The 18,283-nt window shown below is 64.5% G+C and carries 9 protein-coding genes and 1 tRNA gene; 1 reads left to right on the top strand and 9 read right to left on the bottom strand.

All coding sequences use genetic code 11. From position 1 onward, the window contains the following. Window positions 1-98 precede the first annotated feature (98 nt). The 9 genes from JFN93_RS24855 to JFN93_RS24820 all read right to left on the bottom strand — a co-directional run bounded on the left by JFN93_RS24855 (window position 99) and on the right by JFN93_RS24820 (window position 17,686). Entirely contained in the window at window positions 99-9,281 is a 9,183-nt protein-coding gene (locus JFN93_RS24855) for a GH36-type glycosyl hydrolase domain-containing protein (RefSeq protein WP_199387090.1), read from the bottom strand. 339 nt (window positions 9,282-9,620) lie between these two features. Continuing rightward, window positions 9,621-9,746 (bottom strand): hypothetical protein, encoded by a 126-nt coding sequence (locus tag JFN93_RS25875; RefSeq protein WP_268898861.1) that lies wholly within the window; start codon window positions 9,744-9,746, stop codon window positions 9,621-9,623. A gap of 260 nt (window positions 9,747-10,006) precedes the next feature. Continuing rightward, a complete protein-coding gene (gene trhA / locus JFN93_RS24850; protein WP_199387089.1) occupies window positions 10,007-10,675 on the bottom strand; it encodes a PAQR family membrane homeostasis protein TrhA in 669 nt (222 codons plus the stop codon). Window positions 10,676-12,024: 1,349 nt separating this feature from the next. Next, window positions 12,025-12,101 (bottom strand) — tRNA-Met (locus tag JFN93_RS24845). A 290-nt stretch (window positions 12,102-12,391) separates the two neighbouring features. Then, window positions 12,392-13,153, bottom strand: coding sequence for a 23S rRNA (guanosine(2251)-2'-O)-methyltransferase RlmB (gene rlmB, locus JFN93_RS24840; RefSeq protein WP_199387088.1), 762 nt, complete (start codon window positions 13,151-13,153; stop codon window positions 12,392-12,394). Between the two features lie 118 nt (window positions 13,154-13,271). Further along, window positions 13,272-13,991 (bottom strand): orotidine-5'-phosphate decarboxylase, encoded by a 720-nt coding sequence (gene pyrF, locus JFN93_RS24835; RefSeq protein ID WP_199387087.1) that lies wholly within the window; start codon window positions 13,989-13,991, stop codon window positions 13,272-13,274. Window positions 13,992-14,195: 204 nt separating this feature from the next. Continuing rightward, a complete protein-coding gene (locus JFN93_RS24830) occupies window positions 14,196-15,917 on the bottom strand; it encodes a proline--tRNA ligase (RefSeq protein WP_199387086.1) in 1,722 nt (573 codons plus the stop codon). 214 nt (window positions 15,918-16,131) lie between these two features. Next, window positions 16,132-17,190, bottom strand: coding sequence for a flavodoxin-dependent (E)-4-hydroxy-3-methylbut-2-enyl-diphosphate synthase (ispG, locus tag JFN93_RS24825; RefSeq protein ID WP_199387085.1), 1,059 nt, complete (start codon window positions 17,188-17,190; stop codon window positions 16,132-16,134). A gap of 55 nt (window positions 17,191-17,245) precedes the next feature. Next, window positions 17,246-17,686 carry a YbhB/YbcL family Raf kinase inhibitor-like protein gene (locus JFN93_RS24820; RefSeq protein WP_199387084.1) on the bottom strand — a complete coding sequence of 147 codons (441 nt, stop codon included), beginning with the start codon at window positions 17,684-17,686 and terminating at the stop codon, window positions 17,246-17,248. A gap of 234 nt (window positions 17,687-17,920) precedes the next feature. On the opposite strand from JFN93_RS24820, the gene JFN93_RS24815 reads away from it, so the two are divergent. Then, window positions 17,921-18,283: hypothetical protein (locus JFN93_RS24815; protein WP_199387083.1), on the top strand; the 363-nt coding region annotated here is incomplete at its 3' end.

Below are 18,283 nucleotides of genomic sequence, written 5' to 3'. Positions count from 1 at the left end.
GGAGCCCTCAGCTGTCACTCCCAGTATAGGAGTGACAACCGTTTCGAGTCAAAGGTGAGAGGGGCCCGCCAGGGGGGGCAACCGCGCGCCCCGTGCGGTTACCCCCCCTGGCGGGCGGCAACCGGCTCCGGGCGCCCCATCCGGACCACGACCTGGTGCTGCACCAGCCCGCGCTCCAGGGGAATCACGCCACCGGCTAGCCGTTTCCCGTCCATCTCCACCCAGGCGACCCCGCCCTGGCAACCCTCGGGGTTCTCCACCCGGATCGCGTAGAGCGACTCGCCATGCCGGTAGCGCATGCTGAAGCCGGGCCATGCCGCGGGAATGACGGGATTGACCCGCAGCTCCCCACCTCTTACCACAAGTCCCAGCACCTCTTCAACCCAGGCCCGGTACATCCACGCCGCCGATCCGGTATACCAGGACCACCCGCCCTGGCCGATCCGCCCCGGCAGACGGTACACGTCGGCGGCAATCACGTAGGGTTCGACCCCGTAACGCCAGGCACCTTGCGCATCGCGGGCATGCTCGATCGGGTTCAGCAGGCGCAGTAGCTGCGCGGCACGATCCCCCTCCCCTTTGCGGGCCAGGGCCATGGCCATCCAGAGGGCGGCATGGGTGTACTGTCCGCCGTTCTCGCGCACCCCCGGGGGGTACCCCTTGATGTACCCCGGGGAAGGGTCGGCGTTTTCGAAGGGGGGCTCGAACAGCAGCACCAGACCCTCCTCCTGGCGCACCAGGTGCAGCCAGGCCGATTCCAGCGCCCGGTCGGCGCGCTCCGGGTCGGCCGCGCCGCAAAGCCAGGCCCAGGACTGCGGCAGGGAATCGATCCTCGCCTCGGCGTTCGCCGCCGATCCGAGCGGGCTGCCGTCATCGAAGGTCCCGCGCAGATACCACTCGCCATCCCAGGCGCACTTTTCCACCCGCTGGACCAAGTCAGAGCGCTCCTTGAGATAGCCCCGGGCGAGATCGGGCTCTCCCAGGAGTTCCGAGAGTTCGGCCATCCCCTTGAGGCAATCGCAGAGAAACCAGGCGAGCCAAACGCTCTCCCCCCTCCCCTCGGCACCCACCAGGTTCATGCCGTCGTTCCAGTCCCCGGTCCCGATCAGGGGGAGCCCGTGGGGGCCGATGGTGAGCCCGCAGGCCAGGGCGCGCTCGCAGTGTTCGAAGAGCGTGGCGCGCTCCGAGGTGACCTCGGGGGTGCCGAAGGCCTCGTGTTGGTCGGCGGCCAGCACCGGGGCGCTCAGGAAGGGGACCTCTTCCCGGAGGATTCCCGCGTCGCCGGTGGACCGGACGTACTGCGCGGTCACGTAGGGGAGCCAGAGGAGGTCGTCGGAAATGCGCGAGCGGATCCCGGCTCCGGCAGGCTCATGCCACCAGTGCTGGACGTCCCCCTCCGGGAACTGCCGGCCGGCGGCCCGGAGGATATGCTCGCGGGCCAGCGCGGGGCGGGCCTGCAAAAAGGCCATGGCATCCTGCAACTGGTCCCGGAAACCGAACGCTCCTCCCGACTGGTAAAAGGCGGTGCGTCCCCAGATCCGGCTGCTCAGGGACTGGTACTGGAGCCAGCGGTTGACCAGGAGGTCGGCGGCGAGTTCCGGGGTCTGCACCTCCACGGTGCCGAGCAGGTCGTCCCACCAGGCTTTGGTCGCCTCCAGCGCATCCTCGAAGGCCGAATCCTCCCGGTAGCCCAGCACCAGTTCCCTGGCCTCGGCGGCCGAACCGGCCTCGCCCAAAAGACAGGTGATGGCGCGCCGCTCGCCGGGGGCCAATTCCAGGGTCACCCGGAGCACCGCGCAGGGATCGAGCCCGGCCCCGGTCCTGCGGGACAGGCCGGTGAATTCCATGGCGATCGGGTCGGCCAGGGTGCGGTTTCTTCCGATGAAGGCGGTCCGGTCGCCGCCGTGACTTTCGGGGCGCGGGGTCAATGCCGCGAAGGCGACCCGCTCCCCGTACTCGGGGTGGTAGTGGTTGCGCGCCAAAAGCGCCCCGGACTCTTCGTCCCAGCTGGTGACGACGTGCATCTGCGAGGTCTCGCGGCTCTCGCCGAGGGTCAGTTCCACGTAGTAGGTGAGCGAGAGCCGGCGTTTTCGGGCGGTGGCGTTGGTGAGCCGCAGGCGCTGCAGCTTGACGGGCTGACCGCCCGAATCGTCGACCGGTACGAATACGGTGAGCTCCTGCTCGATTCCGTTGCTGTTGTGCTCGAAGACCGAGTACCCCGCCCCGTGCCGGGCCCGGTAGGCGGTCGCTTCGCGGATCGGGGCCGCGGTCGGCGACCAGAAAACCCCGCTTTCCTCATCGCGCAGGTAAAGGGCCTCGGCCGGGGGGTCCAGCACCGGGTCGTTGGACCAGCCGGTGAGCCGGTTGCGCTGGGAGTTTCCGTACCAGGTGCAGCCGGAGCCGGTTTCGCTCACCAGGGTGCCGAAGCTCGGGTTGGCGATGACGTTCACCCAGGGAGCCGGGGTGCTGGTGCCGGGGCCGAGGTAGATCGCATACTCGCGCCCGTCCGGGGTGAAGCCCCCCAGGCTGTTGAAGTAGTTGAGCTCCAGGAAGGGGAGCGGCGCGGAGGGGTCCCGGGGGATCCGTTTTTTGGGGAACGGCAACAAAAGCTCGGGGGGCTCCACCGGTATCCCGAGCTGCTGGGGGAGCGTACCGCGTGCCGCCACCAGATAGATGCCGGCCGCGGCCTTGAAAAGGTCCAGGTCCCCTTCCGGGATCTGGACCGCGTGCCGGAGAAAGATGCCTCCCGCGAGCTCGGACGCGGCGGAGAGGGCGTGGGTCTGGATCAGCTGTTCCAGCCGCTCCTGGAGCGGCCGCTGGTAGCTCGCCGCCTCCTCGTTGAGGATCACCAGGTCGGTCGCCAGGCCATGCATGCGCCAGTAGGTGTGTGCCTGCAGCATCTGGCGCACCAGGCTCACCTCCCGTGCCTCGCCCACCGTGACCAGGACCAGGGGAAGATCGCCCGATATGGCATAGGGCCAGAGCCCGGCCTGCCCCTTGCGGTTTTCCGCCAGCCGTTCGACCGGCGCGCGCAGGGTGCGGTTGGGAAACAGGAGGTGGCTCGCCAGCTGCTGGAAACGGCGCGCCTCGTCGGGCTGGATGCGCAGCAGCTGCAGCTGCTGCTGGGCCGCTCTCCAGGCGAAATCCAGGGCCCGCTCGGTCGCGTGGGGATCGGAGTACTTGTCCAGAAGCAAAAGGACCTCGTCGCGGCTTTTTCCGGCGGCGAGCACCAGGGAGACCCGGATGCTCTGGCCCGGTTGCAGGGTGATGCTGCGCCGGACCCCCAGCATCGGATCCAGCACGTAACCCTGGCTGTTGCCGAGTTCCCCCGCGGCTCCCATGGGGTTCGCCAGGGTGCGGCCGCGGCCGATGAAGCGCCCGCGGTCGGTTTCGAACTGCCAGGGTTCCTCCCGCGCGGGGTCGGCGCCGGTTTCCTCCAGGGTCAGGCTGTGGGCCACGAAAAGCGGCGCATCCGCCGTACCGCGCGCCCGCCGGTGGGCCAGGAGCGCCTGCGCCCCGGGGAGCGCCTCGGTCTGGATGAACAGCTTGCTGAAGGCCGGGTGCTGGCGGTCCGCGTTGTGGGGCGCCAGGGAAAGTTCCACGTAGCTCGTGAGGTTGAGGCGACGGGGGCGGGTGGAGTGGTTGGCCAGGGTGATCCGGCGCACCTCCGCATCGTCCTCCGGAGAGACGCAGATCTCCGTCTCGGTGTGGATGCCGTCGTCGGTGCGGCGGAACACCGCCCGGTCCAGGGTGAATTCGACGTTGTACCCGGCGATCTCGCCGCCGACCGGGTGATAGGTGCTGGACCAGAGCCGGTCCGCTTCGGCCTCGTGGATGTAGCAGAAGATCCCCCCTCCGTCCAGGGTCGGATCGGAGCGCCACCGGGTGAGTTCCTGTCCCCCCCACTGGCTGTACCCCCCGCCGCTGTTGGTGACCATCAGGCCGTAGCGGCCGTTACTGAGCAGGAGGCTTCTCGGCGTGGCGGTGTGGGGCGTGCTGAAGCTGCTTACCGCCGGGGCGACCAGCTCGGCCGCGAAGAGCTGCGGCTCGATCTTGCGGTCGGAGATCAGTTGCAGCGGCGGCAGGGTCGGGATCCGTTCCTGCAAGAGGGCCTCGAAGGCCCGCACCCGGGGATCGGCATGGAAACGGCGCGGGAATGGGTCACCCTGCAGGAAGTTCACCAGCGAGAGAAACGCCATCCCCTGGTGGTGGGCCATGTACGCCTCGACGATGACCCCTCTTCCCCCCTGGCGCTGCGGCTGCCGGCTGAAGTCCATCGACTCGTAATACCCGTAGTCGCCGAGCAGACCGAGCCCGGCGAGGCTCTTGAGATTTCGCACCGTCTCGGCGGGGGCGAGGTTCAGCGCCAGCAAAGAGGCATAGGGAGCGACCACCAGCTTTTCTTCGACGGCACGCTTGAGCCCGAGTGCCGGCACCCCGAAGGCCCGGTACTGGTAGGTTTTTTCCAGGTCGAGATCGGCGAAGGCGGACTCGGAAATCCCCCACGGCACGCCGAGCTCGCGGCCATAGGAGATCTGGACGGCCACGGCCTGCCGGGCCGCCCGGTCCAGGAGCGAATTGGCGTAGCTCTTCTGGAAGATCAGCGGCATCAGGTATTCGAACATGGTTCCGGTCCAGGAAAGGAGCACCCGCTGCCGGCGGATGGCGCCGTAGGGACGCCCGAGCGAAAACCAGTGTTCCAGGGGAACGTCCCCCCGGGCCACGGCGACGAAGCTCCCCAGCCGCGCCTCGCTGGCCAAAAGGTCGTAACTGGAGGTGTCCAGGCGCCCCGCGGAGACGTTGTAGCCGATGGCGAACAGCTTTTGCCGGGGGTCGTAGAGAAACTCGAGGTTCATCCCGGCCCCCAGGGCCCGGACCTGCGCGATCAGCCGCTCCAGGTTTCCCAGCGTTTCGCCGGCAAGCCACTGCGCGGAGTGGAAGGAGGCGATGACCCGGTCGATCCAGGGCGAAAGCGGGGCCAGCGCACCGGTTTCCCCGCCCCGGAGCGCGCGCAGGATGCCGATCGAGGCAACCCGCCCTCCGGCGAGATCGCTAAGCGAGGGCGCCCGGGCGAGATCCTCCCCCAGGGCGGCCAGGGCCTCGGGCCCCAGCGGAGTGAGTTCGCCGGCGCTCTTTTCGGCAAGGATCTGCATCCAGCCGAGATAGCGCTCCGAGGTTGCGATCCAGGCGACCACCTGGTCCTCCATCTCGTCGGCCCACGAGGCCGCCCCCCGCGGGACCAGGGAAACCCGGAGGCTCGCCTCGGTCTTTCGCAAAAGGCGCAGCTTGTCGACGGCCCGAAGCGGCGGATGCTCCCACTCGTCCAGAAGCTGGTCCAAAAGGTCGACGTCGAAGCCCCCGAGCCGCTCCCGGCCCGCCACCCGTTTCAGGATGGCGCCGGTGTCCAAAAGGCCGGCAAAGGCTTGGTCGTCCAGCACCCGGGCCTGCGCCAGCTCGGCGAGCCCATGTTCCAGCGCCACCAGGGCGCCCAGCAGGTTGCCGCTGTCGACACCGGAGACGTACCGGGGCTCCAGGGGCGCCAGGGTGCCGATGTCGTACCAGTTCAAAAGGTGGCCGTGGAAAAGTTCCAGGCGCCGGATGCTTTCCATGGTGCCGGCGAGCCGGTCGAGGAGCTGGTCCAGGGTCAGGTAGCCCAGGTCGTGGGCCCCCAGGGCGCTGGTCATCCAGAGGCCGATGTTGGTGGGAGAGGTGCGCAGGGCCAGGCGGTTTTGGTGGGCGCGCTGGAAGTTGTCGGGCGGCAGCCAGCAGGTGTCGGGGCCGACGAAGGTCGAGAAGTAGCGCCAGGTGCGGCGCGCCACCTCCCGCAAAAAGCGCCGGTCGTCTTCGGATACCGGCGTGGTCCCGGCCGTCTCGGCGGGGCGCCGATTCAAAAGCCACCCCAAAAGCGGGGAGCAGAACCAGAGGGCGAGCCAGGGGAGGGCCTGCGGCAGGCTCTGCGGCCTGAGGGACCAGAGCATCCCCCCCACCCCCGCGCTGAAGAGAGTTCCCAGCCCGAGGCTCGCGACGAAGAGCGGTTGCCGGCGTGAGGCGCTCCAGTGGGTGGCCTGGGCGGTCCACTCCAGAAGATCGCGCCCGGAAACCAGGCGACGGTAGGCGACCCGGGCGATGGCATCCAGGGCCACCGCCGCCTGGTGGGGCAAGAGCGCCGCGTCGGCGGCCGCCCGCACCAGGTCGTGCGCCAGCTTCGAGAGGGCGAAGTATTTCAGCCCCTTGCGGGTGGTCGCCATGGTGAAGGGCTGGGCCAGGGGATGAAAGAGGAGCTGCATGCCGACCGCCAGGGAGGCGAGGGCCCCCGCCCTGGGCGAGCATAACCAGCAGACAATCAGCAGGGCGAGGCTCGTGGCGGGCAAGAGGCTGCGGCGCAGGTTGTCGAGAATCTTCCAGCGGTTCAAAAGCGAGAGCTGGTTGGACCGGCGCCCTCCCGGGGCCTGCGGCACGCTCGGGAAAATCCACCCGGCGATCTGCCAGTCGCCGCGAATCCAGCGGTGAGCCCGGCTTGAGTAGCTCTGGTACCCCTGGGGAAATTCGTCGTAGAGCTCGATGTCGCTGGCGAGCCCCACCCGGACGTGAGCCCCTTCGATCAGGTCGTGGCTCAGCACCCACTCCTCGGGGAAGCGCCCCGACAGCACGCGGCTGAAGGCGCGCACGTCGTAGATCCCCTTGCCGTGGTAGGATCCCTCCCCGCTCAGGTCCTGGTAGACATCGGAGACCGCCTGGGTGTAGGGGTCGATCCCCACCGCGTCGGCGAACAGGCGGCTGAAGGTCGAGACGCTCGTGGAGGTAAGGGTCGGGCTGACCCGGGGCTGGATGATGGTATAGCCGCCGATGATCGTACCGGCCGGGTCGAAGCGGGGCTGGTTCAGCGGGTGGGCCAGGGTCTCGACCAGCCGGCGGGCGGTGCCGTGCGGCAACTGGGTGTCGCTGTCCAAGGTGATGATGAAGCGCACGTCCGCCAGGCGGTCCGGGTCGCCCAGGTACACCAGGCGCTCCGCGTCTTCGGCCCGGGTCCCGTCGATCAGCCCGTTCAGCTCCTCAAGCTTTCCCCTTTTCCTTTCCCAGCCGATGAATTTCTGCTCCGACTCGCTCCAGGTGCGCTCCCGGTGAAACAGGAAAAATCGCCCGCCCGGGTGGCGCTCGTTGAGCTCTTCCAGGGAGGCGATCGCGCTCTGGATGAGGTGGCTGTCGTCTTCACGGGTAACGGAGGCCGAATCGGTATAGTCGGTGAACAGGCTGAAGAAGAGGTTGGCTTCCTTGTTCGCGAGGTAGCGGATCTCCAGCTTCTCCACCTCGGCGCGCAGGGTTGCCTCGTTCACCAGGAGCATCGGCACGACGACCAGGGTGCGGAAGGCATCGGGGATGCCCGTGACCTGGAAATCCATCTTGGGCAAGGGGCGCGGCGGCAGGAGCCGGGTGACCAGGTAATTGGCCACCTCGATCGCCAACTGGCTCAACGGGATCACCGCCAAAAGCAACAGCCCAAGGCCAAGGGGGGTGCCGCCCGGAAGCGCCGCGAAACCGGCCGGCAGGGCGGCAGCGGCGAAGAGGGTCAAGAGTGCGGCAAAGCCGCCGCCGATCCCGAGGGCGTAGACGGCGCCATGGTGGCGGTAGATCCCCGCCAGCAGGCGGTGGCGCGGCGTCTCGCGGCCGGATACAAGCCGCACCAGCTCGGGGCGCCCCTCCCCGACCAGCCAGGCACCGACGTGGTGCAGCCGCTCGTCTTTGGTACCGGCGCGCTCGGCCCCGGTCGCGAGGTCGACCGCACCCGCCGCGACCTCCGTCTCGCTCGCGGAACAGCCCCGGGCGAGCTCTTCAACGGCACGGCGGCAGCGGTCCCTGGTCGCGAAGTCCATGGCGGGGTAGATCCCGGACGGATCACGGCGCAGGATCTCCTCGACCCGGCTCAGTTTCTCAAAGATCTCCCGCCAGTCCAAAAGGGCGAGTTGCCGGAGACTGGTGAAGGCATTGCCGCAGGAGATCTGCTCCCGGGTCTGGCGATGCTGCTCACGGGAATTCACCTCGTGCAGCGGGCTTTTGAAGGTGCGTTCCAGCCAGGTCTGGACCGGGGCGAGAGCGGCCGCCTCGTCGTAGAGGAGCCCCACCAATTGCGCTGCGAAGTAGGGGGTCGGGGTCGGCTCGGCGAGCGCTAGTTCGGCGAGGACACCGAAGAGCTGGTTCACCTCGCTGCGGTTGGCGGCAACGAGCCGGTTGGCCCAGAAATCGGCCAGCTGGCGTTCCCGCAGGTCCGCGAGGGCGGTGATGGCGAGATTCTGGATCCCTTCAATGAGCGCGATGCGCAGCATCTGCGGGGTGGCCCAGAGTTCGCCGATCGAGAGGGTGCGTTCGGACTGGTAGGCGGCGATGAAGGCCAGGACACTCTCCCGGTCCAGGTGCAGCTCGCTGTGGGCGACGAGGTCCTTGGCCAGCCCGTAGATGCACGGCTGCCCCTGGTAGGGGTTCGCCGCGAGGGTCGGCATCTGCCGGAAAAAGCTCTTGGGGAGGTTCAAAAGGACGTCGCGGGCATTGCCGTCCAGGAGGTACTCGTTGTCGAGGATCCAGTCGGCGGCCGGCGTCGCTTTCAGTTCCAGCCGGCTCGCCGCGCCGAGGTCGGCGCAGACCTGGCGCACCCGGCGCCGGGACTCCCTGAGACGCTTGAGCAACTCGTCGCTTTGCCCCGGTCCCGGGTCAACCTGCTGCTCCCGGGCGTGCCGCCGGGCGTGTTCCTGGACCTGAGCCGGGGCAAGCTTGGCCTTGGTCCCCCGCCCCTGTGCACGCCGCTCGCTCTTGGGATGCAGGACGAAGAGCGCCGGAGGATTGTCGTTTCCCTCCCGCAAGAGGGCCATGGGAAGCGGCAGCGATGCCACCGGTGCCTGCAACAAAAGGAGGGTCTCTCCGGGGAGGAGCGTGCGGGCATGATCGCTCACCAGGGCGGGATCCACTCCGTGCCGGGAGCGGCGCAGCCCGAACCAGACGGCCAGGGCTCCGATGACCGCCACGGCAAGGATCGCGGAAAGGGAACCGGCCGGCAGCTGCATCCGGCGCAGGAGAAACGGCGCACCGGCCGCCCCCGCAAACCCCGTAAGGGTTACCAGGGCCACCCGGAGGGCCAGACGCCAGTCGAAAGGGTCGGCGTTGACGACCGCTCCATCGAGCGCCTGGTGCACCAAGGTTACCCGCCGATGGCCATGGCCGGTCAGTTTTCGATGGGCTTCACGGGCTTCATCCGGATTGGCATAGAATGCAACAAGAGCGGCTAGACTCACGCATTTTTCCTTTACTTGGCGCTGCGTTTTCTGAACTTTAGGCCGTTGTGAAGGATTTCAAGCGGCAAATTGCTCTGAAAGGAACCGTGCAAGCTGTTCCAGAGAAGGTGGGGTGGAGGGGGGAAGGTGTATCGGAAGCGGTCGAAAGGGAACGAGGAAAGCATGCCGAAGCATAGGTACTTTCGCTGACTGTACGCTCTTATCGGATAAATAGCGAGGAGATTGGAACGGGGCACAAACGACTGACGGCAGATCCACTGCGCCGGGAGGTTCGCTCCCTACCAACTCAGCAGGCTGCCGTCATCGACTGTAACAACAATAGGACGTGATTCACGCCGTTTAAATCGTGAGTTTCACGCTGCTTGCTTTTTCATCCTTTTTAAGCTTTTTGTCGGCCTTCTTTTCCTTCGCAGTTTTAGCCGGTGCCTTTTTCGATGACTTCTTACTGTCCTGGCCTTTGCTCATGATTTTGCCCCTTGTAGTTTAACCTCAATTGCGTAAGTACCCGGTTCTCACTTTACCACATTATCTGCCGGGGGGCCGCTTTATTATTACTGATGGGTGCGAGGCATAACCTTGAACGAGACAGTTTGCGTTTGGGTCGTGACAATATCAGTCGGCTATGGGCCGGATTAATTCTGTTTTTCGACCGGATTGTTACCAGTGCCGCGGCGGGGATCACCGTTTTTCGGGAGGAGAAACGGACGCCCGGAAGGTCGGGCTTCCTAGATTAAGCGCGGGGTGACGTAATAGAAAATGGCAAAGAAGTGGCAGGCGCTGCCGGTGAGGACGAAGAAATGCCAGATGGCGTGATTGAAGGGGAGACGATCCCAGAGGTAAAAGATGACCCCGAAGGTATAGGCCACTCCCCCGGCAAACAAGAGCGTCAGGCCATTAGTCGCCAGGGCGGCGGAAAGCGGCTTCCAGGCGATTACCACGATCCACCCCAGGGCAATGTAGAGCAGCGGTCCAACAACGCGCAGGCGATGGGTGTTGTAGATCTTCAGGATCGCGCCGACCGTTCCCAGCCCCCAAACGGTGCCGAACAGCGACCACCCCCAGGGCCCCCGCATCGAGACCAAGGCGAAGGGGGTGTAGCTACCCGCGATCATCAAATAGATGCTGGCATGGTCCAGAATCCGGAACACGTAGCGCACGTGGGGCCTACGGACGCTGTGATAGGCGGTCGACAGGCAATAGAAGGTGACCATCGCCCCGCCGTAGATGCAGGCGCTGACAACGCGATAGCCGTCATGCTGCCCGGCTGCCATCACGATGAGAAACGTCACCCCGATAAGGCTCAGGAGCGCTCCGGCGCCGTGGGTTAAGCGGTTGACCAGCTCTTCTGCCTCGCTGTAGTAAACCAGCCGTCCTTCAAGATCGGAATTTTTCATCTGGTTATGCTACACCCGATGGTTCAAAGAGTATATGGATAACATGAGGGGAGGCTCCCCTCGCCCGGTGGCAGCGGGAGAATGGGCCCGGTAGAGCACGCCGGTCGGAGTCGGTCCGGTGCCGATAGGAAGACGCCCAAGGAGAGCGGATGGACATCATCTTTGATCCAGGCAACTTCCTGCCGTCTTTACCGATTGAGGTTCTGCCGGCGAAAAAAGAGGTACTGCAGTCTCAAAGTCAGATACCTGGACACAAGTTCCGCGATAGGTTTGGCTGTGGGCAAACAAACCTGCCAATCCCTGCCAAATCGGCCGCCGCACTCGTGCCGTTTTGGGGTCTTCCCAGACAACAGTGCCGCGTTCGGTGCGGTTTTGGCCCCCCCTCCGACAACATTGCCCTCTTCCGTGCGTTTTTGGCCCTCCCTCAGACAACAGTGCCCGCTTCTGCACGTTTTTGGAGCCTTCCCAGACAACTTTGCCATCGTCTTTTCGTGTTTGCCGCGACCTTGCGGAATTTCGCCCTCTTGTTTTTCTTTTTAAGGCGACATAGTCCCGTTGTGCCCTCTTGTTAAACTTTTTGCCGCGACCTCACGGATTTTTGTCGCCTTCCAAATCTTTTTGGAGGGACCGCACGGCATTTTCCCTCCTTGAAAACATTTTTCTCTCGACCAATTGCATTTTTGCCCTCGTCCCAGCGTTTTTGCTGCGACTTGCCACAAATATCGACGACCCTATGCCCGTTTGCCCCGACCTCAGACAAACATCTCCGGTCATAAATGTTTCCAAAGGCACCTCGAACATTTTTGTCGCGACCCGTTTGCTGGGACTGGATTCCGAAAAAAAAAAGCCCCGTCAACGACGGGACCGCGCGCGAGGTCTACGACGTTGCCGGGGCTTTTGTACAACCGGTTGCCGCCGGGGGAAACCCGGCCGGCGTCAGGTCACAACGAGGGTAACCACGTGGGACCAGGGGCCCTCCTTGTTATCCCTTCCGATGACCCTGCAACGGAAGGAGTACTGCCTTCCTGACTGGAAACCGGACATGACCATGTCGGTGCAGTCTCCGTAACTTGCCTTGTGGTACCAACCTACCGAAGACCGAGCAGGCGGAACGGAGGATCATCGAAACGATCCCGAGCGAAATCAAACAGGAGGTTCTAAGTATCAAGGATGAAGCAGAAGCAATGGAGCGCTAGTCGGCATCACGCCAGTCAATCATGGCCATATTAACTGCCAATCACTGCCCGATCGGCCGCCCGCTACCGTCCGACAACCACCTGCGTCAACATCTGCGTCTGGACAACAAAAAAGCCACTTAGCTTTTTAGGGCCAAGTGGCTGTTATGTTTTTGGTTGCGGGGATAGGATTTGAACCTATGACCTTCGGGTTATGAGCCCGACGAGCTACCAGACTGCTCCACCCCGCGTCATCAAGTGGTTCACCTTATATACTACAGCCGTGAGACTGGGTCAACCTAAATCTTCCGTAAACGGCAATTATATTATCAGCAAACGGACCCAGAGAAATAGTCACAACAATTTCCCCAGGAATCTACGTTGATCAGCGCGGATTATAAACCGCGGTCCGCAGATGAACGCTGATAGACGCAGATTGTTGAGCAGCTAAAAAGGCTAAAAAGATTAGAAGCAAATCCCCCCCAGCCCCCCCTTTGTCAAAGGGGGGATAAGAGGGTTTGTTTACCGGGAAGATCGGCGTTTATCGGGGTGCTTCTGCGGACGCTTTTTGCAGTCTCTGTCGCACGACTTCAAAGAGGAAGATGCCGCCGGCTACGGAGGCGTTGAGGGAGTTCACGCCCCCTTGCAGCGGGATGGAGATCAGTTCGTCGCAGCTTTTACGCACCAACTGGCGGATCCCCTCTCCTTCCCCGCCGATCACCAGGGCAACGGGGCCGGTCAGGTTCTGCTCGTATAACGTCCGCCGGGCGGCGCCGTCGGCGCCGTAGATCCAGAAACCCGCTTCCTTCAAAGCTTCAAGGCTCTTGGCGATGTTGACCACCTGCACCACGGCGATGGTTTCGGTCGCCCCGGCGGAGGCCTTCTCGGCCGCGGCGGTGACGCCGGCGGCCCGGTCTTTGGGGATCACCACGGCGTGAGCACCGGCGCAGGCGGCACTGCGGATGAGCGCCCCCAGGTTGTGCGGGTCCTGCACGCTGTCCAGAACGAGTACCAGCGCCTCCTGGTTCCCCTTGAGCCCCTCGATCACCTCGTCAAAGTCGGCGTACGGGAACGGCTCGACCTTAAGGGCAATGCCCTGGTGGTGGTCGGTGCCGCACAGGCGCTGCAGGTCGCCCCGGTCACGCTGCCGAACCGGGATCTTGCGCTCGGCGGCGAGCTTGAGGACCTTCTCCAGGCGCTTGTCCGCCTGCGAGCCGGCGAGGAAAAGTTCGAAGATCTTGCGGCTGCCCCGCAGGGCTTCCATGACCGGGTTCAACCCGTAGATGATTTCTTCTTTTGGCATACCGGCTCTTTAACCCCATCCTCACCCTGTCCCTCTCCTTGAAGGAGAGGGGACGCAGGGGCAGTTTTCTTATCCGATGGCTCCGAGCTCCCTAGGGGAGAAATAGCCTATCAAAGGTCTAGCCGTTGACGATTTCTTCTACGATGAGCTTCGCGGCGGCGACCGGGTCCGGGTGGGCGGCGATGGGACGGCCGATCACCAGGTAGTCGGCGCCGGCTTTCACGGCGTCGGACGGGGTCATGATCCGCTTCTGGTCGTCGGCAGAGGCGAAGGCGGGACGGACGCCGGGGGTCACGATCAGGAAGTCCTTGCCGCAGGCGTTGCGGATCAGCTCGACTTCCTGCGGGGAGGCGACCACGCCGTCGACGCCGGCCTTCTTGGCAAGCTGCGCCAGCTTCACCACCATCTCGGGGACGGGGAGCTCGATCCCGACTCCGCGCAGGGTTTCCTCGTTGGAGGAGGTGAGGATGGTGACCGCCAGCACCTGGGGGCGGTCGGCGCCGGGGAACTCCTGGTGCAGCTTCTCCATGGTGGTGGCCATCATCTCGTAGCCCCCCAGAGCGTGCAGGTTGGAGAGTTTGGCGCCCAGCCGGGCCGCTTCCAGGGTGGCCATGGCGACCGTGTTCGGGATGTCGTGGTATTTCAGGTCGAGAAAGACCTCGCCGGCGCGCTTGGTGATCGCCTTGACCGCTTCCGGCCCGCAGGAGGTGAAGAGCTGCTTGCCGACCTTGAACATGCCGACGTGCCCGGTCAGCCGCTCGGCCCAGAGCTCGACCTCGTCAAATGTTTTCACGTCGAGGGCGAAGATGATCTTTTTGACTGCTTCTTCTCGGGTCATAGGTCCTCACTAAGAAACTATTGTCCGCAGATGAACGCAGATGGACGCAGATTGATCCAAAGCCGGCACCAAAGGCAAATCCCCCCTGTCCCCCCTTCGCAAAGGGGGAACGCCTGAACAACCTTTCAAAAAGGAAGTTCTTTGGGACTTGGTTTTATCGGCGTTTATCTGCGTTCATCTGCGGACGGATTTTTGTAATGTCTTTTAAGCCTTCAGCGCTTCGGCGACGGCGGCTTTTACTTTCGCCACGGCTTCGGCGATGGGCAGCACTTCGACGTTACCGCTTCTTCTCTCTTTCAGCTCCACCTTCCCCTCGACGAGGCTTTTCGCGCCGACGACGATGCGCAGCGGGATGCCGATCAGGTCGGCGTCCTTGAACTTGAAGCCGGGACGCTCGTCGCGGTCGTCGAGAAGCACCTCGACGCCGGCCTGCTGCAGTTCCTCGTAGATCTGCTCGGAGGCCACCTTGACGGAGTCGTCCTTGCCGGCGAGCGCGCTCACGATGCAGTGGAACGGCGCGATGGGGAGTGGGAAGATGATCCCGTTCTCGTCGTGGTTCTGCTCGATGCAGGCGGCGACGGTGCGGCCGATCCCGATCCCGTAGCAACCCATGAAGATGATCTGCTCCTTGCCGTCGGCGTCGAGGAAGGTTGCCTTGAGCGCCTTGGAGTACTTGGTCCCCAGCTTGAAGACATGGCCGACTTCGATGCCGCGCCAGATCTCGAGCTTGCCGCTTTCGCAACGCGGGCAGGGGTCGCCCAGGACGACGTTGCGGATGTCGGTGAAGCTGGTCACCGTGCAGTCGCGTTCCAGGTTCACGTTTTTCAGGTGCTCGTCGCCCGCGTTGGCGCCGGTGACGAAGTTGTGCATCCCCTGCACCGCGAGGTCGGCAACGACCTTCACCTTGGCGGCGAGGCCGACCGGGCCGGCAAAGCCGGTGGGGGCACCGGTCACCTGCTGCACCACGTCGTCTCCCGCCATCTCGATTTCGGCGCAGCCCAAATGGTTCTTCAGCTTGATCTCGTTCAGGTCGTGGTCGCCGCGCAGCAGGGCCACCACCGGCTCGTTGTCGGCGAGCAGGATCAGGGTCTTCACCACCTGGGTGCTGTTCACGCCCAGAAACGCGGTCACCTCTTCGATGGAGCGCTGCCCCGGGGTGCTCACCCGCTCCAGCGGACGCGGGTCGGCGTGTTCGGCAACGCCGTCCCGGCGGGATTCCGCCTTTTCCATGTTGGCGGCGTAGTCGCAGGCGGAGCAGGAGACGATGGCATCCTCGCCGGAGTCGGCGAGCACCATGAATTCATGCGAGAAGTTCCCACCGATGGTGCCGGTATCCGCCTCGACGGCGCGGAAGTTGAGCCCGCAGCGCTCGAAGATGCGCCGGTAGGCCTGGTACATCTTGCTGTAGGAGGTGTCCGCCGCTTTCTCGTCCACGTCGAAGGAGTAGGCGTCCTTCATGATGAACTCGCGGCCGCGCATCAGGCCGAAGCGGGGGCGGATCTCGTCGCGGAACTTGCCCTGGATCTGGTAGAGGTTGATCGGCATCTGGCGGTAGGAGCGGACTTCCTTGCGGATCAGGTCGGTGACGACCTCCTCGTGGGTCGGCCCCATGCAGAACTCGGCGTCCTTGCGGTCGTTGAAGCGGAGCAGCTCCTTGCCGTAGAAATCCCAGCGCCCCGACTCCTTCCAGAGCTCGGACGGCTGCACCGCCGGCATCAGGATCTCGATGGCGCCGGCGCGGTTCATCTCCTCCCGGACGATCTGCTCCACCTTCCGGATGGATCTAAGTCCCAGCGGGAGGTAGTTATAGATGCCGGCGGCAAGTTTGCGGATCATGCCGGCGCGGAGCATCAGCTGATGGGAGATGACCTCCGCATCCGAAGGGGTCTCCTTGACGGTAGGGATGAAATACTGGGAATAACGCATGGTTTCGGACCTCGTAGGGGTGATTTACATTCTGCTCATATTTAAAGAACCCCATCCTCACCCTGTCCCTCCCCTTGAAGGGGAGGGGACGCGAAGGCAGCATTCTTCGTAACGATCGAGGGGGACAGGCACCTTGCGGAGCCAGTCCCCTGCAAACAAAAAAGCATCGCACGCGGACCTAACGGTGGTGGCCGCGTGGATGCTTTTACTTCGGCTAATCCTTTTTCAGGGAGTTCAGCACTTCCTCGACCAGGGCGTCGGCCATCTGGCCTTCGGGGACCTTGCGCAGGATCTCGCCGTTTCGGAACAGAAGACCCTCCCCTCTCCCGCCGGCAATGCCGAAGTCGGCCTCGCGCGCCTCGCCGGGGCCGTTCACCGCACAGCCCATTACCGCGACGGTGATCTCCTGGTCGATGTCCGCCAGGCGCTGCTCGACTTCCTCGGCCACCGGGATCAGGTCGATCTGGCAACGGCCGCAGGTGGGGCAGGAAACGAAGTTGATCCCCCGCCGGCGCAGCCCGAGCGATTTCAGGATGTCGTAGGCGACCCGCACCTCGTGGACCGGGTCTCCGGTGAGGGACACCCGCATGGTGTCGCCGATCCCCATATAGAGCAGGACGCCCAGGCCGACGGACGACTTGATGGTGCCGGAGAAGGTGGTGCCGGCCTCGGTAACGCCGATGTGGAGGGGGTAGTCGATCGCTTCGGAGAGGAGGCGATAGGCCTCCACCGTCCGCTGCACGTCGGAGACCTTGATGGAAACCTTGATCTGGTCGTAGTTGAGCTCTTCGAGGATCCGGACGTGTCCCAGCGCCGACTCGACCAGCGCTTCCGGGGTCGGATGGCCGTACTTGACCAGGAGTTCCTTTTCCAGGGATCCGCCGTTGACCCCGATCCGGATCGGGATCTTGCGCTCGCTGGCCGCCTTCACCACCTCGGCGACCTTCCAGCGCTCCCCGATGTTGCCGGGATTGAGCCGCAACCCGTCGACGCCGGATTCCAGCGCCTTGAGGGCGAGCTTGTAATCGAAATGGATGTCCGCGATGAGCGGCATCGGGCAGCCGGCCTTGATCGCGCCGAGCGCCACCGCGGCGTCCAGGTCGGGTACCGCACAGCGCACCACCTCGCACCCGGCGCCGTGAAGCCGCCCGATCTGATCCAAGGTCGCCTGGACGTCCCTGGTATCGGTTGAACACATGGACTGGACGACGCAGGGCGCACCCCCGCCGATCCGGACATTCCCCACCTGGATCTGTTTGGTCAATTTTTTCATAGCGGGCCATAGTAGCTAAATCAGCCCGGAAAATCAAGGATGGTGTGGGCGCAAGCTACCTGCGCCGGTACAGCCCGACCAGTTGGCACTGCGCCAGAATTTTCCCCTGCATGGCCGTCTCCAGGGCCTTGCGGTCGGACGATTCGGGGAGCCGCAGCATCTGGCCCAAGGCATAGAGATGGAAGACATAGCGGTGGGTGCCGGAGGGGGGACAGGGGCCGCCGTAACCGGGCCGTCCCCAGCTGTTCAGGCCGGCGCTGGATTCGTTGGGGATGCTGTTTTCGGCGATGTGGCCGGTGTGGGGGTTGATGTCCCACAAAAGCCAGTGCACCCAGGTGCCGGCCGGGGCGTCGGGATCGTCCACGATCAAGGCAAGGGATTTGGCTTCGACGGGGACCGCGTCGATGGCCAGGGGGGGATTGATGTCGTCGCCGTCGCAGGTGTACTTCTGGGGGATGGCGCCGTCGTTCACGAATGCCGGGCTGGTGAGTCTCATGCTCGTTCCCTCCGTCCTTTGCTATGCCCAAGCACCGGATGGTAGGGATCGGAGTCGGCGCGGGGCGCGGTTCACGAGGCGATTCGCGGCAGGATGCCGGTACAGCTGAAACAGGGAAGTTACCGGTGGGATACAGTATCGAAGAGTTTCCATTGTACCGGTCCCCCTTCGCGGCGCAACCGTTGCCGGCACAATACATTGACAGCGACTGCGTTTACCTTTAATTATGATGGAATGAAAAACCGACCAGATAAATCAGACAGCAAGTTCGCCGCCGGGAAAGCCCCCGGCAAGATGTCCGCCAAGCCCGGTGCCAAGCCGGTTCAGGGGGCGAAACCGTTCGTGAAGAGAACAACCGGCGACGCCCCCGCTCCGCGCGGTGGGGAAATCGCGCCCGGAAGGGCGCTCTCCCAAGGTAAGCACGAGGGTGCCGCCAAGGGGAAGCCGGCCCGCTTTGCCGGGGAAAAGCCCGCTTATCCGCGCCAGGAGCGGTCCGCCGGGAGAAGCAGCTCCGGCGCCTACTCGGGTGCTCCTTCTTCCGAGGATCGAATCGCGCCCGGAAGGGCGCTCCCACAGGGTAAGCACGAGGGTCCCGCC

Source organism: Geomesophilobacter sediminis (genome assembly GCF_016458275.1).
GTDB classification, from domain to species: domain Bacteria; phylum Desulfobacterota; class Desulfuromonadia; order Geobacterales; family Geobacteraceae; genus Geomesophilobacter; species Geomesophilobacter sediminis.
The sequence above is the reverse complement of the archived record's forward strand: the minus strand, read 5'-3'. Positions and strand labels throughout refer to the sequence as shown.